Genomic DNA, 26204 nt, shown 5'->3' on the forward strand with positions numbered 1-26204 from the left:
GGGTGGTGCAAGGGCCATTTGCAAGTCCCGTGCCGACTTGGAGACCGCAGCGCGCAGGCGGCACGAAACCTGCTCGCAGTTCGCCCATGAGCGCCCTGCCCCACGATGTGCCGCTGCCCCTGCATCCGCCCCTTCATCCGCCCGAAGCCGGACCGGCGCCGCAGCGCGTCATCAAGATCCGGCGCGACTACAACGCCTGGGTGGCGCGCGAAACGCTGGAGGACTACGCCCTGCGCTTCACGCCGCAGCGCTTTCGCCGCTGGTCGGGCTTCCGGGTCGCCAACACGGCCTTCGGCGCGGCCTCCTTCCTGATCCTGGAGGCCGTGGGCGCCACCTTGCTGCTGCAGTACGGCTGGGCCAATGCGGCCTGGGCCATCGTCGCCACCGGCCTGATCATCTTTCTGGCCGGCCTGCCCATCAGCATCTACGCCGCCCGCTACGGAGTGGACATGGACCTGCTGACCCGCGGCGCCGGCTTCGGCTACCTGGGCTCGACCCTGACCTCGCTGATTTACGCCAGCTTCACCTTCATCTTCTTTGCGCTGGAAGCGGCCGTCATGGCCTACGCCCTGGACCTGGCGCTGGACATCCCGCCGCGCTGGGGCTATCTGATCTGCGCCCTGGTGGTGATTCCCCTGGTCACCCACGGTGTGTCGGTCATCAGCCGCCTGCAGCTGATCACGCAACCGCTCTGGCTGGTCCTGTTGCTGCTGCCTTTCGCGGCCGTGCTGTGGCAAGAGCCGCAGGCCTTTGCCGGTGCACTGCACCATGCTGGAGCACTCTCGGGCACGGCCGGCTTCGAGTTGCGCCACTTTGGTGCAGCGCTGACCGTGGGCATTGCCCTGATTACGCAAATGGGCGAGCAGGCCGACTACCTGCGCTTCATGCCCGCCCTGCCGGCCGATGCCGCGCCGGCGCAGCGGCGGCGCTGGTGGGCGGCGGTGCTGGTCGGCGGGCCGGGCTGGGTGCTGCTGGGCGTGCTCAAGATGCTGGGCGGCGCCTTGCTGGCCTGGCTGGCGCTGAGCCACGCCGTGCCGGCCGAGCGCGCGGTGGACCCCAACCAGATGTACCTGGCCGCCTACGAATATGTGTTCCCGCACTACGGCTGGGCGGTGGCGGCCACGGCGCTGTTCGTGATCGTGTCGCAGCTCAAGATCAATGTCACCAATGCCTATGCCGGCTCGCTGGCCTGGAGCAATTTCTTCTCGCGCCTGACGCACAGCCACCCGGGTCGGGTGGTCTGGGTGGTGTTCAACACCTTGATCGCCTTCTTGCTGATGGAGATGAATGTCTTCGAGGCCTTGAGCGCTGTGCTGGGCCTGTACGGCAATGTGGCCATCGCCTGGATCATGGCCGTGGTGGCCGATCTGGTGATCAACAAGCCCCTGGGCCTGTCGCCGCCGCGCATCGAGTTCAAGCGCGCCCACCTTTACGACGTCAACCCGGTCGGCGTGGGCGCCATGGCCCTGGCCTCGGCACTGTCCGTCAGCGCCCACCTGGGCCTTTTCGGGCCTGATGCCCAGGCTTTCTCGGCCCTGATCGCCCTGGTGACGGCCTTGCTCGCCTCGCCCTTGATCGCCTGGGCCACGCGCGGGCGCTACTACCTGGCCCGTGCACCATTCGGCGAAGACCCAGACGAAGGCCGCCCCCTGCGTGCGCGCCGCTGCGTGATCTGCGAGCGCGAGTACGAAGGCCCCGACATGGCCCAATGCCCCGCCTACCAGGGCGCCATCTGCTCGCTCTGCTGCAGCCTGGACGCGCGCTGCGGCGATCTCTGCAAGCCCCAGGCCCGGCTCTCGGCGCAATGGTCGGGCGCGCTGCGCCGCCTGCTGCCGCGGCCGCTGTGGCCGGTGCTGGACAAGGGCCTGGGCCATTTTCTGCTGCTGATGGGCGTGCTGCTGCCCCTGCTGGCGGCACTGTTCGGCCTGCTCTACCACCAGGAGCTGCAAAGCCTGGGGTCCGGCGAAACGCCGGCCAGCCTGCGCGCTGGCTTCCTCAAGGCCTATGTGCTGCTGAGCCTGGGCCTGGGCATTGCCGCCTGGTGGCTGGTGCTGGCCCACCAGAGCCGCGAGGTGGCGCAAGAAGAATCCAACCGCCAGACCGAGGCCTTGATGCGCGAGATCGCCTCGCACCGCCGCACCGACGAGGCCTTGCAAGCCGCCCGCGTGCTGGCCGAGCGCGCGCAAGCCGCGGCCGAGGCCGCCAACCAGGCCAAGAGCCGCTACGTCAGCGCCATCAGCCACGAGCTGCGCACGCCCCTCAACAGCATCCTCGGCTATGCCCAGCTGATGGCCGAGGACACGCACGAGCTGCCGCCGCGCCGGCGCCAGGCCGTGCAGGTGATCAAGCGCAGCGGCGAGCACCTGCTGAGCCTGATCGACGGCACCCTGGACCTGGCCCGCATCGAAGCCGGCCGCCTGAGCCTGGAGCTGGCGCCCCTGCGTTTCGAAGACTGTATGCACGAGCTGGCCGAGATGTTTGAGCCCCAGGCTGCCGCCCAGGGCTTGCAATTCCGCTTCGAGGTGCAGGGCGAGCTGCCGGCCTGCGTGCGCGGCGACGAACGGCGGCTGCGCCAGATCCTGATCAATCTGATCGGCAATGCCATCAAGTTCACGCCGCGGGGTCAGGTCACCCTGCGCGTGCGCCATGCCCGCGAGCTGGCCCTGATCGAAGTGGAGGACAGCGGCCCCGGCCTGGACGCGGCCGAGCTGGCGCGCATCTTCGAGCCCTTCACCCGCGGCAGCAGCCGCGGCACCGGCGCCACCGTCGGCGCCGGCCTGGGCCTGACCATGGCGCAGATGCTGGCGCGGCTGATGGGCGGCGAGCTGAACGCGCGCAGCACGCCGGGACAGGGCTCGGTGTTCAGCGTGCGCCTGTTCCTGCCAGCCTTGCCGGACAGCGCCCTGCCGCCGGCGCGCGCGCCGCGCCCGCGTTTAGGCTATGCGGGGCCGCGCCGCCTGCTGCTGCTGGTCGACAACGAGGAGGCCGACCGCCAGCTGCTGATCGAGCTGCTGGCGCCGCTGGGCTTTGAGCTGCGCAGCGCCAGCAGCGGCCATGATGCGCTGGACCTGATCGTCAGCGGCGGCCTGCGGCCTGACGCCGTCCTGCTGGACCTGGCCATGCCCGGCATCGACGGCTGGGAGACCCTGCGCCGCCTGCGCGCCCTGAGCCTGCCCCAGCCGCCACGCGTGGCCATCGTCTCGGCCAATGCCTTCGAAAAAGGCCAGGAGCATGAGGGCGGCATCAGCGCCGCCGACTTCATCACCAAGCCGGTGCGCCATGCCGAGCTGCTGGACTGGCTGGGCCATGCTTTGGGCTTGCAGTGGCTGGATCGACCCACGGAAGCGCCGGCAGCATTGCCGCTGAAGCACACGCCCCTGCCCGCTGAACACCTGCCCGCCCTGCGCGAGGCCCTGGAGCTGGGCCACTACCGCGGCGTGCTGGCCGCCCTGGACCGCATGCGGGCCAGCCAACCCGACTGCCAGCCTCGTGTGGAGCAGCTGCGCGAGCAGGCGCGGCAGTTCCAGTTCGAAGCCATGCTGCAGAACCTGGAGGATGCGCCATGCTGACGCCGACATTCAGCGGCACTGACGGGCCGCGCAGCGAGCGCGTGCTGATCGTGGACGATGTGCCGGACAACCTGGCCCTCTTGCACGACGCGCTCGATGAATCGGGCTACACCGTCTTTGTTGCCACCAGCGGCGAGGCGGCCCTGGCCCGCGCACGCCAGGCCCAGCCCGACATCGTGCTGCTGGACGCGGTGATGCCGGGCATGGATGGCTTTGAGCTGGCGCGCCAACTCAAAGCCACCCCAGCCACGGCCGGCATCCCCCTGATCTTCATGACCGGCCTGACCGAGACCGAGCATCTGGTGGCCGCGCTCGAAGCTGGCGGCGCCGACTATGTGACCAAGCCCATCAAGCCCAAGGAGGTGCTGGCGCGCATGCAGGTCCATCTGCGCGCGGCCGCGCAAGCGCAGGGCGCCGTGCAGACGCGGCGAGCACTCGATGCCTTTGGCTACGCCAGCGTCACCGTGCGCCTCAGCGACGGCCGTCTGATGTGGCAGACACCGCTGGCGCGCGAGCTGCTGCAGCGCCACTTCCCGGCCGAGCCCGGCGGCCTGCTGCCCGCGCCGGTGCGCGCTTGGCTGGCCCGGCAGTCGATCCAGGCACAGGAACCGATGCGCGAACCACCGCGCTTTCAGCATGAGCAAGGCGCCTGCCGCCTCAGCTTTGCCCTGCACCCCTCGGGCCTGGAGAACTTGGACGAAGGCGATGAATGCCTGCTGGTCATGCGCGAGCACAGCGACGCCGCCCTGATCGAAGCCATGGGCCTGAACTTCCGCCTGACCGCGCGCGAGGCCGAGGTGCTCTACTGGGTGGTCAAGGGCAAGATCAACCGCGACATCGGCGACATCCTCGGCGCCAGCCCGGCCACGGTGAAGAAGCATCTGGAGCGCGTCTTCGCCAAGCTGGGCGTCGAAACCCGCACGTCGGCGGCGGCCATGGCCTTGAACCGCCTGCGCCAGCTGCACCCGCAGTGGGAGTTGTGAGCCCGCCCTCAGGCCGGCTAGATCAGCGTCGCGCGGCGAGCCAGTCCAGCAGCTCGTCCGGCGGCATGGGGCGGCCGAAGCAGTAACCCTGAGCCTCCTCGCATCCGAGTTCAATCAGGATCTGGCGCTGGCCCTCGGTCTCCACACCCTCGGCCACCACGGCCAGGCCCAGGGCCCGGCCGATGCCCAGCACGGCGCTGGCCAGAGCGCGGTCGTCGGCATCGGTTTCCAGATCGCGCACAAAGCTGCGATCCAGCTTGAGCTCGCTGACCGGCAGGCGCTTCAGATAGCCGAGGCTGGAGTAGCCGGTGCCGAAATCATCGAGCGAGAGCCGCACGCCCATGGCGAAAAGCTTGGCCAACTGACCCGCGGTGCGCGGATCGTGGTCCAGCAAAAGGCGCTCGGTCACCTCCAGCGTCAGCTGCTCGGGCCGCAGGCCGTGGCGTCCAAGCAGCGAGGCCACATGCGCGGCCACATCGTCCTGCTGGAAACGGGTGGGCGAGACATTGACCGACACCGCCCGGATGCTCACCCCCTGCTCGCGCCAAGCTGCGAGCTGCTCGCAGGCGGCTTCCAAGACCCAGGCGTCCAGCGCATTGACCAGCCCGCACTCCTCGGCAACCGGAATGAAACGATCGGGCGGCACCGGGCCGCGCTGCGGGTCGGTCCAACGCAACAAAGCCTCGGCACCGACCACCGCGCCGTCGCGCAGACGCAGCTTGGGCTGGTAGTGCAGGCGCAAGGCCTGGGTGGACATGGCCAGGCGCAGCGCGCCTTCCAGCGCCACGCGCTCGTCCAGGGCCTGGTTCATGGCTGGCAGGAAGAAGCGTGCGCAGTTGCGACCGGCCCGCTTGGCCTCGTACATGGCAATGTCGGCGTCCTTGAGCAGCTGTTCCGGGTCTTGCCCATCCTCGGGGAAGCAGCTGATGCCGATGCTGGCGCTCATCAAGAGCGGCGCCTGATTGGGCAGGAGCAGCGCTGGCTCCAGGGCCGCCAGCAGCTTGTCGGCGACTTGCATGGCCTGCGTGCCGCTGCAGCCGGGCAGCCAGGCCACAAACTCGTCGCCGCCAAAACGGGCCAGGGTGTCGGCCTCGCGCAGGCAGGCTTGCAGACGGATGGCCACCTGGCGCAAGACTTCGTCACCGATGGCATGGCCAAAGCTGTCGTTGACGGTCTTGAAACGGTCCAGGTCCAGCAGCAACAAGGCGGCCGGGCTGCCGCTGAGCATGGCCACCGGCAGGGCCTGGCCCATGCGGTCGTGGAAGAGGCTGCGATTGGGCAGGCCGGTGACGCCGTCGAAATAGGCCAGGCGTTCGATCTGGCGCAAGTGCTCGTCGTGCTTGAGCGCCACGCTGCAGAGCTGGGCACAGGCCTCGACCATGCGCCGGTGAAACGGCGCCACTTCGCGCGCCTCGCGGTAGTAGAGCGCGAAGGTGGCCGCGACACGGCTGCCGTCGAGCAAGATGGGCGTGGACCAGCAGGCGCCCAGGCCGGCCGCCAGCGCCAGCTCTTTGTATTCGGCCCACAGTGGATCCGTGGCAATGTCACGCACCTGCACCGCCTGCTTGCGCCAGGCGGCCGTGCCACAGGAGCCGGTTGCCGGCCCGATGGCCAGGCCCTCGAGCGCGTTGCTGTAGCTGAAGGGCAAGCTGGGTGCGGCCAAGGGGTGAAGGCGGCCCTGCTCGTCGATGGCCAGCACCGAGCAGATCACATCGGGCGCCAGCGCCTCGACGCGCCGGCACAAGAGGTCCATCACCACGGGCAGGGGGCGACCCATGGCCACGGCTTCCAGCACCTGGTTCTGCAACTGGGCCACGCTCTCGCGCTCGCTGCGCTCGTCCATGGGACGCAGGGCCAAGAGGGTCAGGGCCGGCGCCTCGTCGCTGTCATGGGCCTGGAACTGCAGCTCGAAGCTGGTCAGACCGCCGGCGGCCAGACGCAGCTGGGCATGAAAACTGTGGCGCTTCGGGCTGCGGCTTTGCGCCAGCAGGGCTTGCCAGCGGGTCGAACTGATGTCGGGAAAGCAATCGGAAAGGTTGGCCGCGGCCACCGCCTGATCGAGAAAGAATCGGTTGGCATGGCAGATGCGGCCCATGCCGTCCACCCACACCAGGCCCAGGAAGGCCTGGTCCAGCGATGCGCAGAGGGCTTGGGCGTCAAGCGACGCGAGTCGGGTCAAGGATTGCACGTCAGCCTGCTCGCTCCGGGTGGATCCTGGATCATGGTACGCCCCGCGCTGACGGGCCGAGCATCACGGTGTTGTCCCCGCGCCGCACTTGGGGCTTCAGTGGGCACGGGCGCTCACACCGTCTGGGGAAGCGGCCGCGGACGGCCGAGCAAGCGGCGGGCGCGCCGCTTCAGATCCAACCATTGCTTGGCGCGAGCGCGATCAGTGCGCTTGACATCGATCAGGGTCAGGTCTTGACAAGCCGACAGCGTGTGCAAGCCGGCCGGATGATCGGCTCGTGCCATACCACCTTGCAACAGCAGCCCAGTGGGCGCGCATTGCACACGCGCCAGGCTGAGCTGCTCGAAGCGCAGCATGCGGGTCGCGCCGCCGTAGGTCAGCGAGCTGTCCTGCACCGGCAACATCACCGCGCCATCGGCGGCATGGAAGGGCCGGCCGGCCGGCCGGGCACCGCTGCGGTCGACACGGATGGGGTTGCCCGCATGGAGTGTCCAGGGCCCAGTCAGCGCCGGCGCATGGGCCAGATGCAGCTCGCGCTGGTCGCGCGCACCTTTGCCCACCAGTGAGAAGAACATCCACCAGCGGCCCTGGTGCTCGATCAGCGAAGCGTCGGCCACCGGCAGATCGCTGAGCAGGGCGCCTTCGCGCTGCCAGTGGTTCAGGCTGTCGTCGCCGCGGTAGAGCGCCACTTCGCCGGCCTGGGCGCTCTCGGGCACCATGAAGGTGGCGCCTTCATGCTCGAAGACCTGGGGGTAGGACAAATGAAAGGGCCGTGCCAGCACCATGCGTTGGCCGCGCCATTGCAAATCAACGGCGGACAACTCGTGGCGCTCGATCACCGCGTGCTTGGTCCGGTAGTCGAAGGCTTCGACAAAGACATGCAGAGCATCGCCGCGGCGCAGGCCGAAAGGATCGGCCAGGTAGCGCCAGGGCCCGGCCGAGGGCAGCCAGACAATCGAGGGGGCCAAGACTTGCAGGCGAGCAGCGTCGATCGCCTCAATCGGCGCCGGCACGATGCCGACCTGCCAGAAGTCGGTGCGCGGCCGCTTAAACATGGGCCGTGCTATCCTGCAGCTGCGGCTGGGCGCCCGGAGCCTTGGCGCGGCGGCTCAGCACATCGCCGTAGAAGGCGATCACGCGGGCCACGGCCTGCGGGCGCTCATAGGCGCTGAGGCAGTAGTCCACACGCTGGCGGTCGACCGACTGGCCGGGCTGCGGGCGCAAGGCAGCCAAGCGCTCGCGCAGGGCGCGGCCCAGGGCCGCCACATCACCCACCGGCACCAAGGTGGCCGGCTGGCCGGCCAGCATTTCCGTCGGCCCCTGGGTGGCGGTGGACAAGATGGGCAGACCGGCCCGCATGGCTTCGAGGATGGCTAGCGGAAACGCTTCCTCGCGCGAGGCGGAAACAAACAAGTCCAGAGACTGCAAGGCCGCATCAACCTGAGCTCGGTAGCCCAGCAAGTGGATGCGAGGGTCGCCGCCGCAAAGGCGCTGCAAGGCCTTGCGCTCCTTGCCCTCGCCCAGAATGACCAGGGCCGCATCGGCAGGCGCCTCGGCCTGGAAGGCCTGGATCAGCAGATCCATGCCCTTGCTGGGATGCAAGCGACCGACCGAGCCGACCAGGAGCTGATCGGGGCGCAGACCCAGCTCGCGGCGCAAGCACAGCGACAGGGGCGCCGGCGCGCGCTCGGGCGCCCAGTTGTGGATCACGCTGACTGCGCCGTCGAAGGCCGGCAGCTCTTGTGCCTGGCTGCGGTTGACGCAGATCAGGCCGTCCTGGCGGGCGTGGTGATGGGCTTTGTAGCCCACATGCAAGGTGGCCACGCGGGCCGCACTGCGCACCTTGGCCACCGCCTTGCAGGCCGGGCCCAGGTGACCGTGGCTGATGTCGGCGCCCAGGCGAAGGGCCAGGCGGCGCACCCGGCAGGCGCGCAAGAGCGGCAGCGCCAGGCCGTGGAACTCGATGCCAGGCCCCAGCTCGCCGGCCACGGCCGAGCCGCGGCTGCCGATCACATGGACCCGGTGGCCCAGCGCGGCCTGGGCTTGAGCGAGGTCGATGCAATGGCGTTCACCGCCGGCAATGCGCGAGGAAAACACCACATGAACGATGGTGAGCGCGGGGCTGGTGGCGGGCGTGGCGAGCGACATGGTGAGGGTCTCGGAGGCGGGCGATGGGTGTATCGAAATGAAACAGCAGCAAATCTTAACAATGCTTAACATTTCAATTCCACCTTACAGACCCCGTGTTTGCTGGGGGTGGGGCCGAAGTTGCAGCGGGCAGACTGCCGAGGCGCGGTGTTTGAGACGCTCGCCGCGAGCTGGTTCACCGAGCGCACACATCGAAAGCTCTCGCGCCCTCGGCTTTGCTTTTTGTGGAGCCGCAGCGCGGGGCTTTCTCCACGACCGGCCGCGCCGCCTTTCGCCCGCATGCAGCTCGGCCCGCAGGGGCTACGGCACAATCCTGGCCCATGTCCAAGCGCCCCCCGCCCTCGGCCCCTCCGGCAGCGCCGCCGGCCCGGGCTTCTGCTCCATCGTCTGCCGCCCCCTCGGTGGCACGCCCCGCCGCAGCCGCGGGACCCGCCGAACAGCGCCGCCTGCAGATGGCCGACATCGCCCGCCTAGCCGGGGTCTCGGTATCGACGGTGTCGCGCGCGCTGAGTGGCAGCACGCTGGTCAATGCCGAGACGCGACAGCGGGTGGCCGAATTGGCCCGCTCGCTCAATTACTCGATCAACCTCGGCGCGCAAAACCTGCGCCTGCAAAAGAACCGCACCGTGGCGGTGGTCGTGCCTTTTGAAGCGGCTTCGCGCCAGCACATCTCTGACCCCTTCTTCCTGGCCCTGGTGGGCAGCATTGCCGATGCACTGACGGACCAGGGCTACGACATGCTGCTCTCGCGCGTCGACGCCGAGCACCTGGACCTGGCCGCGCAGTTCTACGACTCGGGCAAGGCCATCGGCGTCATCATGGTGGGCCAGTGGCGCCACCACGACCAGCTCAATGCCCTGGCCGCGCGCCAACTGCCCCTGGTGGTCTGGGGCGGCGCCCTGCCCCAACAGCTTTACTGCACCGTGGGCGGCGACAACGCCGATGGCGGCCTGCAAGCGACCCGCCATCTGCTCGGCCTGGGGCGGCGACGCATTGCCTTTCTCGGCGACGCCCAGCTGCCCGAAGTCTGGCTGCGCCGCGAGGGCTATCAACACGCCTTGAAGGAAGCCGGCCTGCGCGCCGATCCAGCGCTGGAACTGGCCCTGCCCTTCGAGCCGGCGGGCGCGCGCCTGGCACTGGAGCGCTGGCTGCCCGAGGCGCCGGACTTCGATGCCGTGGTCGCCTGCAGCGACTTGCTGGCACTGCAGGCCATCCACACCTTGCGGGCGCGTGGCCGGCAGGTGCCCGATGACGTGGCCGTGGTCGGTTATGACGACATGCCCCTGGCCGCCTACTGCGACCCACCGCTGAGCACGGTGCATCAGCCAGTGTCAGAGGCGGGCGCCGAACTGGTGGCCGCGCTGATGGCCCAGCTGCGCGGTGAGCGCAGCGCTTCACGCACCCTGGGCGTGAACCTGATCGTCCGGCGCAGCGCCGCCTGACGTTCGATTGCAAGAGTTTTTTCAAAAACCTTGTTGCAACAAGGCAGATACGCGTTTCCCCTTGTTTGCAATCGATTGCAATAAGTTCCAGAATGGTGCCCAAGAAGACGGCGGTGGTGCACGATGCCCCAAAAGGCAGCAAGCCCACCAGCGGTCTCGATGTTCCGCGGGGCACGCCGCCTTCCCTGAGCGTGCCCCGCCCCTCCAAGGAGACAGACACCATGCGACACCACCAGCCTTCCTTTGCCCGCCGCCCAGCTTTGGCTGCCATCACCCTGGCCCTGCTGCAACTGCCCGCCCTGGCCCAACAGGCTGCTGCGCCCGCTGGCGAGGCCGAAGCGGCCCTGGACAGCAAGCAAGACAAACTGAAACTGAACCAGGTGGTGGTGACCGGCAGCTCGGTGCGCACGACCAAGATGAAGCAAAGCCTGTCGGTCAGCTCCATCGACAGCGAGCAGATCGCCAAGGCCGGCGCCAGCAGCGCGGCCGAGCTGCTGCGCAGCGTGCCGGGCCTGCGCTCGGAATCGACCGGCGGCGAAGGCAATGCCAACGTCACCGTGCGCGGCGTGCCGCTGTCGGCCGGCGGCTCGCGCTATGTGCAGATGCAGGAAGACGGCCTGCCGGTGCTGCTCTTCGGTGATGTCTCTTTCGGCACCGCCGACCAATTCCTGCGCGCCGACTACAGCACGGCCCGTCTGGAGGTGGTGCGCGGCGGCTCCGCTTCCACCCTGGCTTCCAACTCGCCCGGCGGCCTCGTCAACTTCATCAGCAAGACCGGCGCCGGCAAGCCCGCCGGTGCCATCGGCCTGAGCGTGGGCCTGGACGACCGCCTGATGCGCCTCGATGCCGACTACGGCGGCAGCATCGGCAACGGCACCAGCTTCCACATCGGTGGCTTCCAGCGCATCGGCGAAGGCGGCCGGCCGACCGGCATGAATGTCGAGAACGGCGGCCAGATCCGCGCCAAGCTGACGCAGAAGATAGCCGCGGGCTATGTGAGCGTCAGCGTCAAGGCCCTGAACGACCGCACGCCCTCCTTCATGCCGGTGCCCGTCACGGTGGACAAGGGTCAGATCCGCACCATCTCCGGCATCGACCCGCGCACCGCCTTCTTCATCACCCCCAGCCTGGCCCGGGACAGCGGCTACAACAAGGACGGTGGCACCAGCACCAGCAACACCCGTGACGGCCTGCGCATCAAGAGCTTGGCCCTGGGCTTCGAGGCCGGCCTGGATCTGGGCAACGGCTTCAGCGTGGAAGAGAAGTTCCGCAAGGCCAGCAACTCGGGCCGTTTCATCGCACTCTTCCCAGCAGACAACGGCAACAACGGCGCCGACAAGTCCTTCACCGGCACCTTGTTCAACACCTCGCTCGACAACTTTGACAACACCTTCAACGACCTGAAGCTGAGCAAGGTGATGCAGAGCGACGGCGTCAAGACCACCCTGGTCGCCGGCCTGTTCTACGGCGTGCAAAACGTGGCCCAGACCTGGTTCTGGAACCAGTACAAGCTGAGCATGCAAGGCGTTGGTTCGCAGGTGCTGAACGCCGCCGGTCAGCCGGGCACCGGCCCGATCGCCGAAGGCTGGACCACCTGGGGCGGCTGCTGCACGCGAACCTTTGACGTGCAGTACACCCAGACTTCTCCCTACGCCGCTGCCTCGGTCGAGCTGGGCAGCCTGATTCTCGACGGCAGCCTGCGCCGCGATGAGCAAAAGGCCAGCGGCTACACCTTGTCCGGCAACAACACGGCCAAGACCTGGGATGCGGCCAGCCAGAAGACGGTCAACTACAAGGTCGGCCACACCTCCTATTCGCTCGGCGCCAACTACAGCGTGACGCCCAATCTGGCCGGCTTCGCCCGCGTCAGCAACGGTGTGTCCTTCAGCGCCGACCGCCTGCTCTACGGCAACCCGCTGGACGGCTCGGTGCCCATCAGCATCAACGAGATCGACCAGGTCGAAGGCGGCCTGAAATGGCGCCAGGCCGGCCTGAGCCTGTTCGCCACCGTGTTCAACGCGCGCACGACCGAAAGCAATTTCGAGCTCACCACCCAGAAGTTCAGCGCCAACAAGTACAAGGCCAGCGGCCTGGAACTGGAAGCGGCCTACAGCTGGGGCGACTTCAGCCTGAGCGGCGGCGCCACCTTCACCAGCGCCAAGATCAAGGCCTCGAACGACGCCAGCATCGTCGGCAAGAAGCCGCGCCGTCAGGCCAACTTCGTCTACCAGCTGGCACCCAGTGTGATGCTGGGCGAGATCGAAGTGGGCGCCGCCCTGGTCGGCTCGGGCAAGTCCTACGGTGACGATGCCAACACCATCACCATGAAGGGCTACACCCTGGTCAATGCCTTCGTGAATGTGCCCCTGGGTGACAAGGCCCAGCTCTCGCTCTCGGCCAACAATCTGTTCAACACCCTGGCTTACACCGAAATCGAGGGCGACGGCCATGCCGCACGCGCCTTCAACGGCCGCAGCCTGCGCGCCACGCTGAAGTACAACTTCTGATCGCGGCGGCCCCATGCAACAGCCTAGCTCTGCCGTCCTGCTGGTGGGCGAGGCGCTGGTGGACGAGTTCCACGAGCGCCAGATCGCCGGCGGCGCGCCCTTCAATGTGGCGCGCTCGCTGGGGGCCTTGCTGGCCGACGAGGGCGGTGGCTCAGCCCCGGTGTGCCTGGTCAGCCGCATCGGCCACGGCGATGCCGGTGGCGCCCTGATCCGCGCCAGCCTGCAACGTTTCGGCCTGGCGACCAAGGCGGTGCAGATCGACCCCACGCATGCGACGGGCCATGTCACCGTCAGCGAGCAGTTCGCTGCCGACGGCAGCCCGGCCGGCCACAGCTTTCACATCCACACGCCAGCCGCCTGGGACTTCATCGCCGCCGAGCCGGCCTTGGCCGCGCTCGAGGCCTTGCGGCCGCGCTTCTTCTACTTCGGCACCTTGGCCCAGCGTGGCGCGGTCTCGGGCGCCAGCATCCAGGCCCTGGCCGAGCGCGCCCGAGGCTTGGGCTGCACGCGTTACCTGGACCTGAACCTGCGCGCCGGCACCGACACGCCCGAGCTGGCCGCCGCCTCGCTGGCACAGGCCGACTGGCTCAAGGTCAACGACGAAGAGCTCGGCTTGCTCTTCCGCTGGTTCGGCCAGGCCGGTGATGCGCCGCTGAACCCGCTGGGCGATCCTCATGCGCTGAGCCCCGCTCTGGCGGCACTGATGCAGCGCTTCGGCCTGCAGCGCCTGATCCTCACCCGCGGCAGCGCCGGCTATGCGGCCTTCGCCGCTGACGGTGCGCTGCTGGCGCAAGGGTCAGGTCTTGCCATCGCCCAACTGGTCGACACCGTGGGCGCGGGCGATGCCTTCAGCGCCATGCTGCTGGCCAGCCAGATGCGCGGCCATGCGCTGCCGGCCAGCCTGCAAATGGCCAATGGCTATGCCGCGGCCCTGTGCGGCGAGCGCGGCCCCATGCCCGAGGACGACGCCTTCTTCCTGCCATGGCGGCAGGCCCTGCAGCAACAGACGCTGACGGAAAGCGCTTCATGAGTCATATGAACAAACCCAGACTCAGCTTCTGGCAGATCGTCAACATGAACATCGGATTCTTCGGCATCCAGTTCAGCTTCGGTCTGCAGCAGAGCAATATGAGCCCGATCTACCAGTATCTGGGCGCGGACGAAGCCAGCCTGCCCTTGCTCTGGCTGGCCGGGCCCATGACCGGCCTGCTGGTGCAACCCCTGGTGGGAGCCTTCAGCGATCGCACGGTCAGCCGCTGGGGCCGGCGCACGCCCTACTTCCTGATCGGCGCCCTGCTCTGCAGCCTGGGCCTGCTGGCCATGCCCTTCAGCCCGACGCTCTGGTTTGCCGCCGGCCTGCTCTGGATCCTGGATGCCGCCAACAACGTGACCATGGAGCCCTACCGCGCCTACGTCTCGGACCGGCTCAATCCCAACCAGCATTCCCTGGGGTTCCTGACCCAAAGCGCCTTCACCGGCCTGGCCCAGACCCTGGCCTATCTCGCGCCCACCTTGCTGGTGCTGCTGGGTATGGACAAGGACGGGCTCGCCAGCAACAACATACCCCACATCACGATAACGGCCTTTCTCATCGGTGCGGTGTTTTCCATCAGCACGGTCTGGTGGTCGGTGCGGCGTGTGCCCGAGTTGCCACTGAGCAGCGAAGAGCTGGCGCAGATGCGCCGGCAACCGCGTGGCCTGGGCGCCGCGCTGCGAGAAATCTGGAGCGCGCTGCGCGAAATGCCGCGCACCATGCGCCAGCTCTGGTGGATGAAGCTGTTCCAGTGGTACGCCATGATGTGCTACTGGATCTACATCGTGCCGTCCCTGGCGCTTACGCTGTTCCAAAGCAGTGACCCGCATTCCGCCGGCTTTCGCGAGGCCGGCTTGGTGAACGGCCAGATCGGCGGCTTCTACAACTTCGTCGCCTTCCTCGCGGCCTTCGCGATGGTGCCCTTCACACGGCGCTTTGGACCCAAGCGCGTGCATGCGCTGTGCCTGGTGCTGGCCGGCGCCGGCATGTGGGCCATCCCCGAAATCCAGAACCGCTGGTTGCTCCTGCTGCCCATGCTGGGCGTGGGTCTGGCCTGGGCCAGCATCATGGGCAACCCCTATGTGCTGCTGGCCGGGAGCATCCCGCCCGAGCGCGCCGGGGTGTACATGGGCATTTTCAATATGTTCATCGTCATCCCCATGCTGATCCAGATGGTGACGCTGCCGCTGATTTATCACAGCCTGTTGGGCGGCCGCCCCGACCATGTGATCCGCCTGGCCGGCGCCCTGCTGGTCTGCGCCGCGATCGCGATGCTGCGCGTGCAGACCACGCCCCAGCTTTCCCAGTCCGAATTGAAATCATGAAGAACCAAGTCCAACTGATCACCTACGTCGACCGCCTCGGTGGCCGCCTCGACGGGCAGGACCTGCAGCGCCTGCGCCGCCTGCTCGGTGCCGGTGGCGCCCTCGGTGAGGTCTTCGGCGGCGTGCACCTGCTGCCTTTCTTCCATGCCATCGACGGCGCCGATGCCGGATTCGACCCGATCGACCACACCCAGGTCGACCCGCGCTTAGGGAGTTGGGACGACATCAAAGACCTGACGGACAGCCTCGACGTCATGGGGGATGTGATCGTGAACCACATGTCGAGCAGCTCGCCTCAGTTCCTGGACTACTCGGCGCGCGGCGACGTCTCACCCTATGCCGGCCTGTTTCTGACCCTCGATGCGGTCTTTCCACACGGCGCCACGGAAGCTGATCTGCTGGCGGTCTACCGGCCGCGCCCCGGCCTGCCGGTGCAGATGGCCACACTGAAGAACGGCCAGAAGAAGCTGCTCTGGACCACCTTCACCGCCGCCCAGATCGACATCGCCGTGCACCACCCGCAGGGCCGCGCTTACTTGCTGAGCATCCTGCAGACCTTTGCCGACAAAGGCATCCGCATGGTGCGCCTGGATGCCGTGGGCTACGCCATCAAGAAGGCCGGCGCCAGCTGCTTCATGATGCCGGAGACTTTTGCTTTCATCGATGAGTTCGCGGCACAGGCGCGCAGCCTGGGCATCGAAGTGCTGGTCGAGATCCATGCTTACTACCAGCGCCAGATCGAGATCGCCGCGCGCGTGGACTGGGTTTACGACTTCGCCTTGCCGCCGCTGGTGCTGCATGCCTTCTTCTTCGCCCAATCCGGCCCGCTGCAGCAGTGGATCGCGCAGCGCCCCTGCAATGCGCTGACGGTGCTGGACACCCACGACGGCATCGGCATCATCGACATCGGTGCCGACGCCAGCGACCGCGAAGGTCAGCCGGGCCTGGTGCCGCCGGCCGAGCTGGACGCCCTGGTCGAGCGCATCCACAGCAACAGCGGCGGCGAGAGCCGCCAAGCCACGGGCGCTGCGGCCTCCAACCTCGATCTCTACCAGGTCAACTGCACCTTCTACGACGCCCTGGGCCGCGACGATGTGCGCTACCTGCTGGCGCGGGCGTTGCAGTTCTTCCTGCCGGGCGTGCCCCAGGTCTACTACGTCGGCCTGCTGGCCGGCCACAACGATATGGAGCTGCTGGCCCGCAGCGGCGTCGGCCGCGACATCAACCGGCACTATTACGACGAAGCCGAGATTGCCTCCGAGCTGCAGCGCCCCGTGGTGCAGCAGCTGATCCAGCTGATCCGCCTGCGCAACAGCCACCCCGCTTTTGCCGGCGAGTTCAGCAGCCAGGCCAGCAGCCCGCAAGACCTGACCCTGCGCTGGCAAGCCGGTGCCCAGGAGGCCATCCTGCATGTGAACTTTGCTACCCTGGCCCATGAACTGAGCCATACCGATGCGGCCGGGCAACTGCAGCGCCTGCAGTTCCACTGAAGCGCGGCGAAGACGGCTCGGGTCGGCACACAGCAAGGCACTTGTTCTCCCTCGTGAGGCCCTGCAGTCCGGGCCGCCGCCGGGCTCATGGTTCCGGGGTCGGCCCTACCGGGCCGACTGCCTTGCGCTGCTCGCGCCTCGGGGCTGGCGCCTGAGCCCATATCGTCACTGCACTCACTGCGTTCGTTCCGTTCAGACAGACGCGCCAAGTCAGAGCTTGAAGCGCGCGGGTACGCGCGCGCCCCGAGCCGCTGCGCTGCTCAGCCCTTCACAAATCGCCCAGCGGCGACCCGAACTGCAGGGCGCTTGCATCGCGTGCGATCTGCCCCTCGACGGTGGAACGCGCCACATTCGGAGGTGGCTCGGCCCGACGACGGGCGATTTGTGCGCGGCCGAGGGCGCAGCGGAGCGGGTCAGGCGGGCGCTTCAGCGCCCGCTTCAAGCGCTGACTCGGCGCCACTGCTTGACCACAGTGAGCGCAGCGAGCGGAGGGAGTTTGGCGCCGCTGAGCCGCGCAGTGAGCAGCGAGGGGAGTCGGCTCGCAGAGCCGACCCGGGCACCATGAGCACGGCGGCGGGCCGAGCCACCGCAGCGCGGGAAACCCTGCCATCGAAACTCGGAGATGTAGCGGAAACCGCCCTTGCCAAGCGACTCAGCGCGGCTCCGCCAACCAGTCGGTGATCAGCCCCACTGCTTCAGATTCCATGCCGACGAAGCCATGCCAATGCTGCGGCTCGCAGGGCTCGCCGCTGGCGGGTCCGCCGCCGTCGGCCCAGATCAAGCGCTTGACCTGAGCGCCGCTGAAGCGCTGCAGCAAGGCCGGCACTTCTTGCGGCTTGCACACCCAGCAGGCATCTTTCTCATGGTGCAAAAGCAGCACGGGCTTGCGTATCGCCGCCAGATCCAGGCTCGGCAGGGCGCCGGGCTTCTTCATGGCGACGATGCTGGAGCTGAGCACCAGGCCAGCGATCTGGTCGCCGAGGGCGATGGCGCCGGAGGCCGCCGAGATCGTGCCTCGGCTGGTGCCGACCAACCACAAGGGCCGGTCGCTGCGCGCCTTCAGCGCGGCCACGACATCGGCGATATCAGCCAGGTGCGCAGGCGATGTGCGGTCTTCGTAGCCGAGCTCGGCGCCGTCGGCGCGGCGGCCAAAGATGGCCACCTGGTAGCCGGCGGCTTGAAACGCAGCCGAGCTGCGCACGAGGAAGTTGCCGCCCTGCGGCCGGCCATCGACCAGTCGGCCAAAGCCGCCACCGCCGCCCGGAAACAGCAACACCGTGGCTCGCGCCTGCTCACGCTCGGCCCAGAACACGTTCACGTTGCTGCCATCCCGTGTGGGCACCTGCAGCAGTTGGCCCTGGGCGGGCGCGGCCACGCTCAACGCTGAGAAGCAGAGCAGTAGCAGCTGCAGCATCAAGAAGCGAAAGAGAGTCATGGGCATGGCAGCGCACGGATCGAGGTGCGCGGATCTTAGAACGGCCACCGCTCACTGTGCTGGTGCGTTGCCGCGCCCGCCTTGCCCCGAAATGGGGCGCTCGCCCTGTCCATGGGCAAAAAAAAGCCCCAGGCACAAGGCCTGAGGCTGAAATCCACCCAGGGGCGGTGGAGGAGACAACTGAAGTTGAGAGAGCTATTGCAGCTTCCGTGCCAACTTCCTTTCCACTCCTCCACAACTGCCTGACTGACTCCCTTTAGGGCTTCAAACCTTGCAAGCGCTGGTCCGAAGAACTGAGTCGGAAAGAACTGACGATGTCAGCCAGTTGCCGCGCTTGCGCCTTGAGGCTCTCCGATGCCGCAGCCGACTCTTCCACCAAGGCGGCGTTCTGCTGGGTGTTGTGGTCCAGCTGGGTGACCGCGGTGTTGACCTGGCTGATGCCCGCGCTCTGCTCGCGCGTGGCCGTGCTGATCTCGCCCAGCAAGGTCGTGACCTGGCGCACCTGGCCGACCAAAGCCTCCATGGTGCGGCCCGCTTCGGCTGCAACCTCGGAACCGCTCTCGACCTTGCTGACACTGTCACCGATCAAGCCCTTGATCTCGCGCGCTGCTTGCGCGCTGCGCTGGGCCAGGATGCGCACCTCGCCGGCCACCACCGCAAAGCCGCGCCCCTGCTCGCCGGCACGGGCCGCTTCCACGGCGGCATTGAGCGCCAGGATATTGGTCTGAAAGGCGATGCCATCGATCACGCCGATGATGTCCGAGATCTTCTTGGAGCTGCCGTTGATCTGGTCCATGGTGCTGACCACGCGGTGCACGGCCGCACCACTGAGCTCGGCCGTGCGCGAGGCCAGATGCGCCATCTCATTGGCCTTGTGGGTGGTCTCGGCATTGGTGGTCACCGCGGCGGCCATCTGATCCATGGAGGCCGCGGTCTGCTCCAGCGCGGCCGCCTGCTGCTCGGTCCGCATGCTGAGGTCATTGCTGCCCAGCGAGATTTCACCCGACGCGACGGACACCGCCTCCGCGCTTTCGCGGATCTGCTCCACCGTTTGCGAGAGCTGGCCCTGCATGCGCTGCATGGCTTGCAGCAGCTGGCCCATCTCGTCCTGGCTGCTGATCTCGACCGTCGCGCTCAGGTCCCGATTGCTGATCTGGGCCGCCACATGCAAGGCCTGGCGCAGCGGCTGCATGATGGACGCGATGATGCGCCAGGCCAGCACCACGCCGGCCGCCAGGGCCAGGACAAAGACGCCGAGCACCACCCAGATCGCTTGCTGGTAGCGCGCCTGACTGGCCGCGTACTCCTGCTCGGCCACCTTCAGCTGCTCGTCGACCAGGGCCGAGACGGCATTGGTGAAGGGGTCGATGGCCGGGTAGAGCTCGCGGGTGGCGAACTGCTCCAGGGCCTCGGCGTCGCCCGTCTGCAGCAAGCCCCGGAGCTTGAGCGTGGCAGCCTCGGCCTGGGCCCGCAGCGGCAAGGCCAGCGCCAGCAGCCGGGCTTCCTCGCCTTCGATGCGGGTGGAGGTGTAGGCCGCCCATTGCAGACGCACCAGCTGCTGCGCTTCGTCCACCAGCTTCAGGCCCGCTGCAGCCTCCAACTGCTTGGCGCGAACCTTGTGGGTGGTGTCGACGATGTTGACGGCGTAGGCATCCGACACCTGCTTGAGCTGCTTGAGCGGCACGACACGGTCCTTGTAAACCGTGTCCATGCTGTCGTTCATGCCCCCCATGCTGCGCAGGCACCAGCCCCCCACCACGGCCAGCAAAGCCATGAGCACAAAGGCCAGAAGAACCAGACGCGACTTGATGCTGCTCAATCGGTTCATGAAGTACCTCACTCGTCGCAAAGACACTCGCGACCGCATCTGCACTTTAAGACGGCGCTCACAAGATGGTGAAAATTTCGCACAAGCGATCCACGCCACTGTGCAAACCCGGCAAAAGTGCGCGATTCGCTCGCCAAGCGCTGCTCACGCCCACCACCCGCATGGTCGCGCGGCATCCACAGACCCCAGGCCCAGCGATTCCAGGGCCCGGGCCATCGCCTCGCTGCGCCGCGCGCTGATCTGAGGGGCGCGCTGAAGGCGGCCATGCTCGATGCTCCCTACGCCCCGTCTGTGTGCGCGGGCTTTGCGCCAGCTCAAGGTCGAGTCAGCTCGGAAAGCGCCCAATCCAGCCATGGGCCAGCCACACCACCGGCCTACAAGGAGCCAGCGATGAGCGTTTTCAAGGATCTGTTCACTTCCGATGTCGGCCTGATGAGTGCGGCCGTGCTCGCCATCACCCTGGGCATGGGGGCCTTCTATGTGCGCTACTTCCTGCGCCATATCGCCAGCGACAGCGCCGCCGCACAAAAGCCGAACTGAAAGCCGTCGGCGGAGCTTGGCGCAGGCCCGACGCTTCAGGCCTGAACGATGACATAACCATCTCGTCCCTCGGACTTGACGCGGTACATGGCCGAATCGGCCCGCGCCATCAGCGCCGCCGCGCCTTCGCCGGAGATGGCCAGGGCCAGGCCCAGGCTGGTGCGCACCGCCAGCTGCAGCCCGCCGGCCAGCACAAAAGGCTGGCGGATGGCGGCCAGCACCTTCTGCGCCAGGGCGTCCAGCTCATGCGCCCGCTGCACGTCTTCCAGCAGCACGGTGAATTCGTCACCGGCCAGTCGGGCCACGAAATCGGTCTGGCGAAGGCTCTGGCGCAAACGCCGGCCGAACTCCTGCAACACCGCGTCGCCGATGGCGTGTCCATGGCGGTCGTTGATCTGCTTGAAGCCGTCCAGGTCCAGAAAGCCCAGGGCCAGCTCGCTGCCGTGGCGCTGCGCCCGCAAGAGGCCTTGCTCCAGCTGCTCATGGAAGTGGCGCCGGTTGGGCAGGCCGGTCAAGGTGTCGAAGCGGGCCTCGGCGGCGAGCTGTAGCTCCAGCAGCTTCATTGCCGTCAGGTCACTGGCCAAGACGAAAAATCCCTGCACCGGGCCGCTGCCATCGAGGCAATCAGGCACATGGCTGAACTGCAAAAAGCGCCGGTCTTCGGGGTCCAGGGACCAGAGCCCGAAATCGCGGCGTTCCCCCTGCAGGGCCGCTTCGATATGTTCTCGGTGGCGGGCGTACTCGGCCTCGCCGAGCACCCCGCTCAAGGTCTGCCCCAACACCTCATCTTCGGGCCGCCCGGTCCACTCCATCACCTTGCGATTGCAGAACTGCACGCGCTGCTGTTCGTCGACATAGGCAATCACGGCCGGCACGTTGTCGGTCACGCCGCGCAGGCGAGCCTCGCTGATGCGCAGCGTGCGCTCCTGCTGCTCCAGCCGGGCGCGCTTGCTGCGCAGCTCGATCAAGAGCCCCACCTGGCGCGCCAGCACCGCCAGCGCATGGGTTTGCGAGTCGCTGAGTTCACGCGGCTGGGTGTCGATCACGCACAGCGCACCCAGGGCATGACCCTCGGATGTCAACAGTGGCGCGCCGGCGTAGAAGCGAACGTGGGGGGCGCCTGTCACCAGCGGGTTGTCGGCAAAGCGCGGGTCCAGCCGGGTATCGCGCACCTGCAGCATCTCATGCGGCTGGACGATGGCATGGGTGCAGAAGGACTGCTCACGTGGTGACTCGTTGAGGTCGAGGCCGCAACAGGCCTTGAACCATTGCCGGTCGGCATCGATCACGCTGATCGCCGCCACCGGCACGCCGCACCATTCGGCCGCCAGTTGGACGAGGTCGTCAAAGGCAGCCTCCCGGCCGCTGTCCAGCAGTTCCAGCGCCTGCAAGGCCTTCAGTCGTTCGGCTTCCTGGGCGGGCAAGGGGTAGGACATGACGGGCTCCGAGCGACAAGTCCGCGCCATATTAAGCGAGCGGCGCCTGGGCTCAGTTCTGCGTGATTTTGGCTCCGCGGATCTTCACATCCGTGCCACCCTTGACCTCGACCGTGCCACTGGCCTCGATCTGGATGTGGCCACCCTGGATCACGATGCTGCCGTCCTTTTTCAGCAGCAGCCGGGCTTTGCCAACCACCAGCTCCAGGGAGTCGGCCGCCTCGATGCGCACGTTGCGGCCGACGGTCACGGTCAGGTCCTGATCGACGTTCAGGGTCTGCGAACTCGTCAGGCTCAGGCGTTCGGGCGGGCGGGGTTTGGGATCGGAGGCCATGGCGTGAGACCCCTCAAAGGCCAGCGGCTACGGCCACCAGCTGGTCCAGCGCCGCGCCCCAGCCCTGCTGGAAGCCCATGGCCTCGTGGGTCTGGCGGCCAGACTCGTCGCTGTGCATGACCGTGGCGGTGTAGAGCGTGCCCCCATCGGCATGCGGGGCCAAGCTGATGACGGCGGTGAAGACGAAGGGATGGGCGGCCGCGTCGGCCGGGCGGAAGCCGGCCTTGAGCGCGCCGGTCCAGACCAGGCGCTCGTTCGGCACCAGCTCCAGATAGCAGCCTTCATTCGGGTGCTGATCGCCGGTGGGCGACTGCATGACGGTGCGAAAGATGCCGCCCGGGCGCAGATCGATCTCGCACTCGACGGTCTGCCAGGGCTTGGGGCAGAACCACTGCATCAACAGCGCCGGTTCGGTCCAGCAGCGCCAGACCTGGGCGACCGGGGTCGGGATGACGCGCTGCAAGACCAGGTCGAGATGGGGCATAGAGCTCATGGCAGGGTTCCGTTCGGCCAAGTGTGTGGGTGGGGTGGGAAGGCTGCAGGCGATTGTGACCACCCGCGCTGCCCGCGGCAAACCGGCGGCGGCTTTCCTGCGACAGGGCGGGCTCTGGGCGGTCCCGCGGTGGGCGCCATGTACGCCATCCGCCGTATATGCCAGCACGAGGCTGCTGCCTACATTGGCTTCGTCTGACCGCACCCTCCCACCACCCCGGAACCCTCAGGAGCCCGCCATGCCCGTCCCTTCCAAGACCCCCAGCCGCCGCGTCTTCTCGCTGAAAGCCCTGGCCGCCGCCAGCGCGCTCGCCGGCCTCAGCGTCACCGGCCTCTCGGCCCAAGCGGCCGACACCATCAAGGTCGGCGTTCTGCACAGCCTGTCCGGCACCATGGCCATCTCGGAAACCGTGCTCAAGGACACGGTGCTGATGGCCATCGACGAGATCAATGCCAAGGGCGGCGTGCTCGGCAAGAAGCTGGAACCCGTGGTCGTGGACCCGGCCTCCAACTGGCCGCTGTTCGCCGAGAAGACCAAACAGCTGCTCACGCAAGACAAGGTCGCCGTGATCTTCGGCTGCTGGACCTCGGTCTCGCGCAAATCGGTGCTGCCGGTGGTCGAGGAGCTCAACGGCCTGCTCTTCTACCCGGTGCAGTACGAGGGTGAAGAACTGAGCAAGAACGTGTTCTACACCGGCGCCGCGCCCAACCAGCAGGCCATCCCGGCGGTGGACTATCTGATGAGCAAGGACGGCGGCGGCGCCAAGCGTTGGGTGCTCTTGGGCACCGACTACGTCTACCCGCGCACCACCAACAAGATCCTGCGCGCCTACCTCAAGAGCAAGGGCGTGAAGGACACGGACATCGACGAGAAGTACACGCCTTTTGGCCACAGGGACTACCAGACCATCGTCGCCGACATCAAGAAATTCTCGGCCGGCGGCAAAACCGCCGTGGTCTCCACCATCAACGGCGACTCCAACGTGCCCTTCTACAAGGAGCTGGGCAATGCCGGCCTGAAGGCCAAGGATGTGCCCGTGGTGGCCTTCTCGGTCGGCGAGGAAGAGCTGCGCGGCGTGGACACGAAGCCCCTGGTCGGCCACCTGGCCGCCTGGAACTACTTCATGTCCATCAAGAACCCGGACAACACCGCCTTCATCCAGAAATGGAGCGCCTACGCCAAGGCCAAGAAGCTGCCCGGCCATATGGACAAGCCCCTGACCAATGACCCGATGGAGGCCACCTACATCGGCATCCATATGTGGAAGCAGGCGGTCGAAAAGGCCAAGAGCACGGACGTGGACAAGGTCATCGCCGCCATGGCCGGCCAGACCTTCACCGCGCCCTCGGGCATCACCTCCAAGATGGACGAGAAGAACCACCACCTGCACAAGTCGGTATTCATCGGCGAGATCAAGGCGGACGGCCAGTTCGGCGTGGTCTGGAAGACCCCGGCCCCGGTCAAGGCCAAGCCCTGGAGCCCCTACATCGAAGGCAACGACAAGAAGCCCGATGAGCCGGTGAAGAAGTAACTTTTCTATTGAGCTGATCAAACGGGCCGCGAGGCCCGTGGTCGGCAGCCTTCCTTTTTGAACCGCGGAGCCCTCATGGCCACACTCGTGCACCGCGCGGCCTCCCTGCTGAGCGCGCTGCTGCTGAGCTTGCTGATGCTGCTACCGACGCCGCCCGCGCAGGCACTGACGCTGGCGCATGCGCGCGCCATGGCCAGCGACGAAGACAGCGAGGCCCGCATCGCCGCGCTGCATGCCGCCTTGCTCGAAGCCGCGCAAGCACCCGACCCACGCTTGCAGGCCTTCATCCAGGCCCTGGCCGCCGAGCAACTGAAGACCAGCGGCACCCGCCTGCTGATCCTGCACGCCGACGGCAGCGCCGAAGACGCCCTGAGCGGCGCGCCGCTCAGCCCGGTCCCGCAAGACCTGGCCGAGGTGATGATCAACAACCGGCTGCGCGGCGAGTTGGATCAAGCCCTGGCCGCGCTGCAACTGTTCGGCGCCAAGCCTGCCGAACGCCTGGCCGCCGCTCAGGCCCTGCAGCAGAATGCCAGCGAGCAGCAGCTGCCCTTGCTGGACCGCGCGCTGGCCCGCGAGAGCCATGAAGACGTGCGGGCCGAACTGAGCCTGGCGCGCGCCGCCGCCTTGGCCGGCAGCAGCGACCCGAGCTTGCGTCTGCAAGCTGCGCGCGAGCTGGGCCGCTCGAACCGGCCCGCCACCCAGCTGCTGATCAACCAGCGCCTGGCCGAGGAGACCGACCCCAATGTCAAAAGCGCCCTGGCCGCCTCGCTGCGCAAGCTGGAATCCAGCCTGGCCTGGGGCGAGCGTCTGGGCGAGCTGTTCACCGGCCTGAGCCTGGGCAGCATCCTGCTGCTGGTGGCCTTGGGCCTGGCCATCACCTACGGGCTGATGGGCGTGATCAATATGGCCCATGGCGAGCTGATGATGATGGGCGCCTACGCCACCTATCTGGTGCAACTGGCCTTCCGCCAGTGGCTGCCTGCCGCTGCGTTTGACTATTACTTGCTGGCCGCCCTGCCGGCCGCCTTTCTGGCCGCGGCGGCCGTCGGCGCGCTGATGGAGCGCCTGGTGCTGCGCTGGCTTTACGGCCGGCCGCTGGAAACCCTGCTGGCCACCTGGGGCATCAGCCTGGTGCTGATGCAGGCGGTGCGCAGCCTGTTCGGCGCGCAGAACGTCAGCGTCGAGAACCCGGCCTGGATGAGCGGCGGCCTGCAGCTGCTGCCCTCGCTGTCCCTGCCCTGGAATCGGCTGCTGATCATGGGCTTCGCCCTGGCGGTGTTGGCCGGCATGAGCCTGCTGCTGCGGCGCACCCGCCTGGGCCTGTTCGTGCGCGGCGTGACGCAAAACCGCGCCATGGCCTCCTGCATGGGCGTCAACACCGCCCGCACCGACACCTACGCCTTCGCCCTGGGCTCGGGCATCGCCGGCCTGGCCGGCTGCGCCCTGAGCCAGATCGGCAATGTCGGCCCCGATCTGGGCCAGAGCTACATCGTCGACGCCTTCATGGTGGTGGTGCTGGGCGGCGTCGGCCAACTGGCCGGCACGGTCTACGCCGCCCTCGGCCTGGGCCTGGGCAACAAGCTGCTGGAAGGCATGGTCGGCGCGGTGCTCGCCAAGATCGCCGTGCTGGTGTTCATCATCGTCTTCATCCAGAAGCGGCCGCAGGGCATCTTCGCGATGAAGGGGCGAGTGGTGGAGGCCTGAATGTTGAGGTCTTCCAGCCTGTGTGAAGGAAGCGAACTCCGGCCGAGTGCCTCCGCTCATGTCCCCCGGGCGGGGCTGCGCCCCGCCCTCCTCCTGATGCCAGTCTCTTTCGCTTCGACACTCAGCCGAAGCCCGCTTCCTGCCAACGATGGGCGTTCGCGGTGCATGGGTGGTGGGCTGCCCGAAAGGAAGGGTGGCTGGGTGCTCTGTGGAGCGAA

Annotated in this window: 18 protein-coding genes; 10 read left to right on the forward strand and 8 right to left on the reverse strand. The window is 67.6% G+C overall.

Annotation, left to right across the window (positions count from 1 at the left end):
- The first annotated feature begins 86 nt into the window (after positions 1-86).
- Both ACQY39_RS01635 and ACQY39_RS01640 read left to right on the forward strand, forming a co-directional pair.
- Positions 87-3569 carry a hybrid sensor histidine kinase/response regulator gene (locus ACQY39_RS01635; protein WP_428503160.1) on the forward strand — a complete coding sequence of 1161 codons (3483 nt, stop codon included), beginning with the start codon at positions 87-89 and terminating at the stop codon, positions 3567-3569.
- Entirely contained in the window at positions 3563-4552 is a 990-nt protein-coding gene (locus ACQY39_RS01640; RefSeq protein ID WP_428503161.1) for a response regulator, read from the forward strand. The genes ACQY39_RS01635 and ACQY39_RS01640 overlap by 7 nt, the downstream gene beginning before the upstream one ends.
- A 22-nt stretch (positions 4553-4574) precedes the next feature.
- Here the strand turns inward: ACQY39_RS01640 and ACQY39_RS01645 are convergent, their stop codons facing one another.
- From ACQY39_RS01645 to ACQY39_RS01655, 3 genes are all read right to left on the reverse strand, one after another.
- Positions 4575-6740: a putative bifunctional diguanylate cyclase/phosphodiesterase gene (locus ACQY39_RS01645; RefSeq protein WP_428503162.1), complete on the reverse strand. Its 2166-nt coding sequence runs from the start codon at positions 6738-6740 to the stop codon at positions 4575-4577.
- Between the two features lie 113 nt (positions 6741-6853).
- Positions 6854-7795, reverse strand: a complete 942-nt coding sequence (locus tag ACQY39_RS01650; RefSeq protein WP_428503163.1) for a glucosamine inositolphosphorylceramide transferase family protein — start codon at positions 7793-7795, stop codon at positions 6854-6856.
- Positions 7788-8888, reverse strand: coding sequence for a glycosyltransferase (locus tag ACQY39_RS01655; protein ID WP_428503164.1), 1101 nt, complete (start codon positions 8886-8888; stop codon positions 7788-7790). Before ACQY39_RS01655 ends, ACQY39_RS01650 begins: the two co-directional genes overlap by 8 nt.
- Before the next feature lie 320 nt (positions 8889-9208).
- On the opposite strand from ACQY39_RS01655, the gene ACQY39_RS01660 reads away from it, so the two are divergent.
- The 5 genes from ACQY39_RS01660 (at position 9209) to gtfA (ending at position 16685) form a co-directional block, all read left to right on the forward strand.
- Positions 9209-10330: a LacI family DNA-binding transcriptional regulator gene (locus ACQY39_RS01660; protein WP_428503165.1), complete on the forward strand. Its 1122-nt coding sequence runs from the start codon at positions 9209-9211 to the stop codon at positions 10328-10330.
- A gap of 221 nt (positions 10331-10551) precedes the next feature.
- Positions 10552-12837 (forward strand): TonB-dependent receptor, encoded by a 2286-nt coding sequence (locus ACQY39_RS01665; protein ID WP_428503166.1) that lies wholly within the window; start codon positions 10552-10554, stop codon positions 12835-12837.
- A gap of 13 nt (positions 12838-12850) precedes the next feature.
- Entirely contained in the window at positions 12851-13867 is a 1017-nt protein-coding gene (locus tag ACQY39_RS01670; RefSeq protein ID WP_428503167.1) for a PfkB family carbohydrate kinase, read from the forward strand.
- A gap of 5 nt (positions 13868-13872) precedes the next feature.
- Positions 13873-15195: an MFS transporter gene (locus ACQY39_RS01675; RefSeq protein WP_428503168.1), complete on the forward strand. Its 1323-nt coding sequence runs from the start codon at positions 13873-13875 to the stop codon at positions 15193-15195.
- The gene (gtfA, locus tag ACQY39_RS01680; protein ID WP_428503169.1) at positions 15192-16685 is read left to right on the forward strand and encodes a sucrose phosphorylase; all 1494 of its coding nucleotides are present in this window, start codon (positions 15192-15194) and stop codon (positions 16683-16685) included. Before ACQY39_RS01675 ends, gtfA begins: the two co-directional genes overlap by 4 nt.
- Before the next feature lie 652 nt (positions 16686-17337).
- On the opposite strand, the gene ACQY39_RS01685 is transcribed toward gtfA, so the two are convergent.
- Together ACQY39_RS01685 and ACQY39_RS01690 are read right to left on the reverse strand one after the other, a co-directional pair.
- Positions 17338-18120 carry an alpha/beta hydrolase gene (locus ACQY39_RS01685; RefSeq protein ID WP_428503170.1) on the reverse strand — a complete coding sequence of 261 codons (783 nt, stop codon included), beginning with the start codon at positions 18118-18120 and terminating at the stop codon, positions 17338-17340.
- Between the two features lie 256 nt (positions 18121-18376).
- Positions 18377-19948, reverse strand: a complete 1572-nt coding sequence (locus tag ACQY39_RS01690) for a methyl-accepting chemotaxis protein (protein WP_428503171.1) — start codon at positions 19946-19948, stop codon at positions 18377-18379.
- Positions 19949-20338: 390 nt separating this feature from the next.
- Here ACQY39_RS01690 and ACQY39_RS01695 point away from each other — a divergent pair, with 390 nt between their 5' ends.
- Entirely contained in the window at positions 20339-20488 is a 150-nt protein-coding gene (locus tag ACQY39_RS01695) for a DUF3149 domain-containing protein (protein ID WP_428503172.1), read from the forward strand.
- A gap of 35 nt (positions 20489-20523) precedes the next feature.
- Here the strand turns inward: ACQY39_RS01695 and ACQY39_RS01700 are convergent, their stop codons facing one another.
- From ACQY39_RS01700 to ACQY39_RS01710, 3 genes are read right to left on the reverse strand one after another with little or no spacing between them, the layout of a single operon-like run.
- The gene (locus ACQY39_RS01700) at positions 20524-21924 is read right to left on the reverse strand and encodes a diguanylate cyclase domain-containing protein (protein WP_428503173.1); all 1401 of its coding nucleotides are present in this window, start codon (positions 21922-21924) and stop codon (positions 20524-20526) included.
- A gap of 52 nt (positions 21925-21976) precedes the next feature.
- Positions 21977-22258 carry a hypothetical protein gene (locus ACQY39_RS01705; RefSeq protein WP_428503174.1) on the reverse strand — a complete coding sequence of 94 codons (282 nt, stop codon included), beginning with the start codon at positions 22256-22258 and terminating at the stop codon, positions 21977-21979.
- 13 nt (positions 22259-22271) lie between these two features.
- Positions 22272-22751 carry an SRPBCC family protein gene (locus ACQY39_RS01710; RefSeq protein WP_428503175.1) on the reverse strand — a complete coding sequence of 160 codons (480 nt, stop codon included), beginning with the start codon at positions 22749-22751 and terminating at the stop codon, positions 22272-22274.
- Positions 22752-22989: 238 nt separating this feature from the next.
- Between ACQY39_RS01710 and urtA the strand changes: the two genes are divergently transcribed.
- Both urtA and urtB read left to right on the forward strand, forming a co-directional pair.
- The gene (gene urtA, locus ACQY39_RS01715; RefSeq protein ID WP_428503176.1) at positions 22990-24282 is read left to right on the forward strand and encodes an urea ABC transporter substrate-binding protein; all 1293 of its coding nucleotides are present in this window, start codon (positions 22990-22992) and stop codon (positions 24280-24282) included.
- Positions 24283-24357: 75 nt separating this feature from the next.
- Entirely contained in the window at positions 24358-25986 is a 1629-nt protein-coding gene (urtB, locus tag ACQY39_RS01720) for an urea ABC transporter permease subunit UrtB (protein WP_428503177.1), read from the forward strand.
- The last annotated feature ends 218 nt before the right edge of the window (positions 25987-26204 follow it).

This window comes from Roseateles sp., assembly GCF_965262435.1.
In the GTDB taxonomy this organism is placed as follows: Bacteria; Pseudomonadota; Gammaproteobacteria; order Burkholderiales; family Burkholderiaceae_C; genus Paucibacter_A.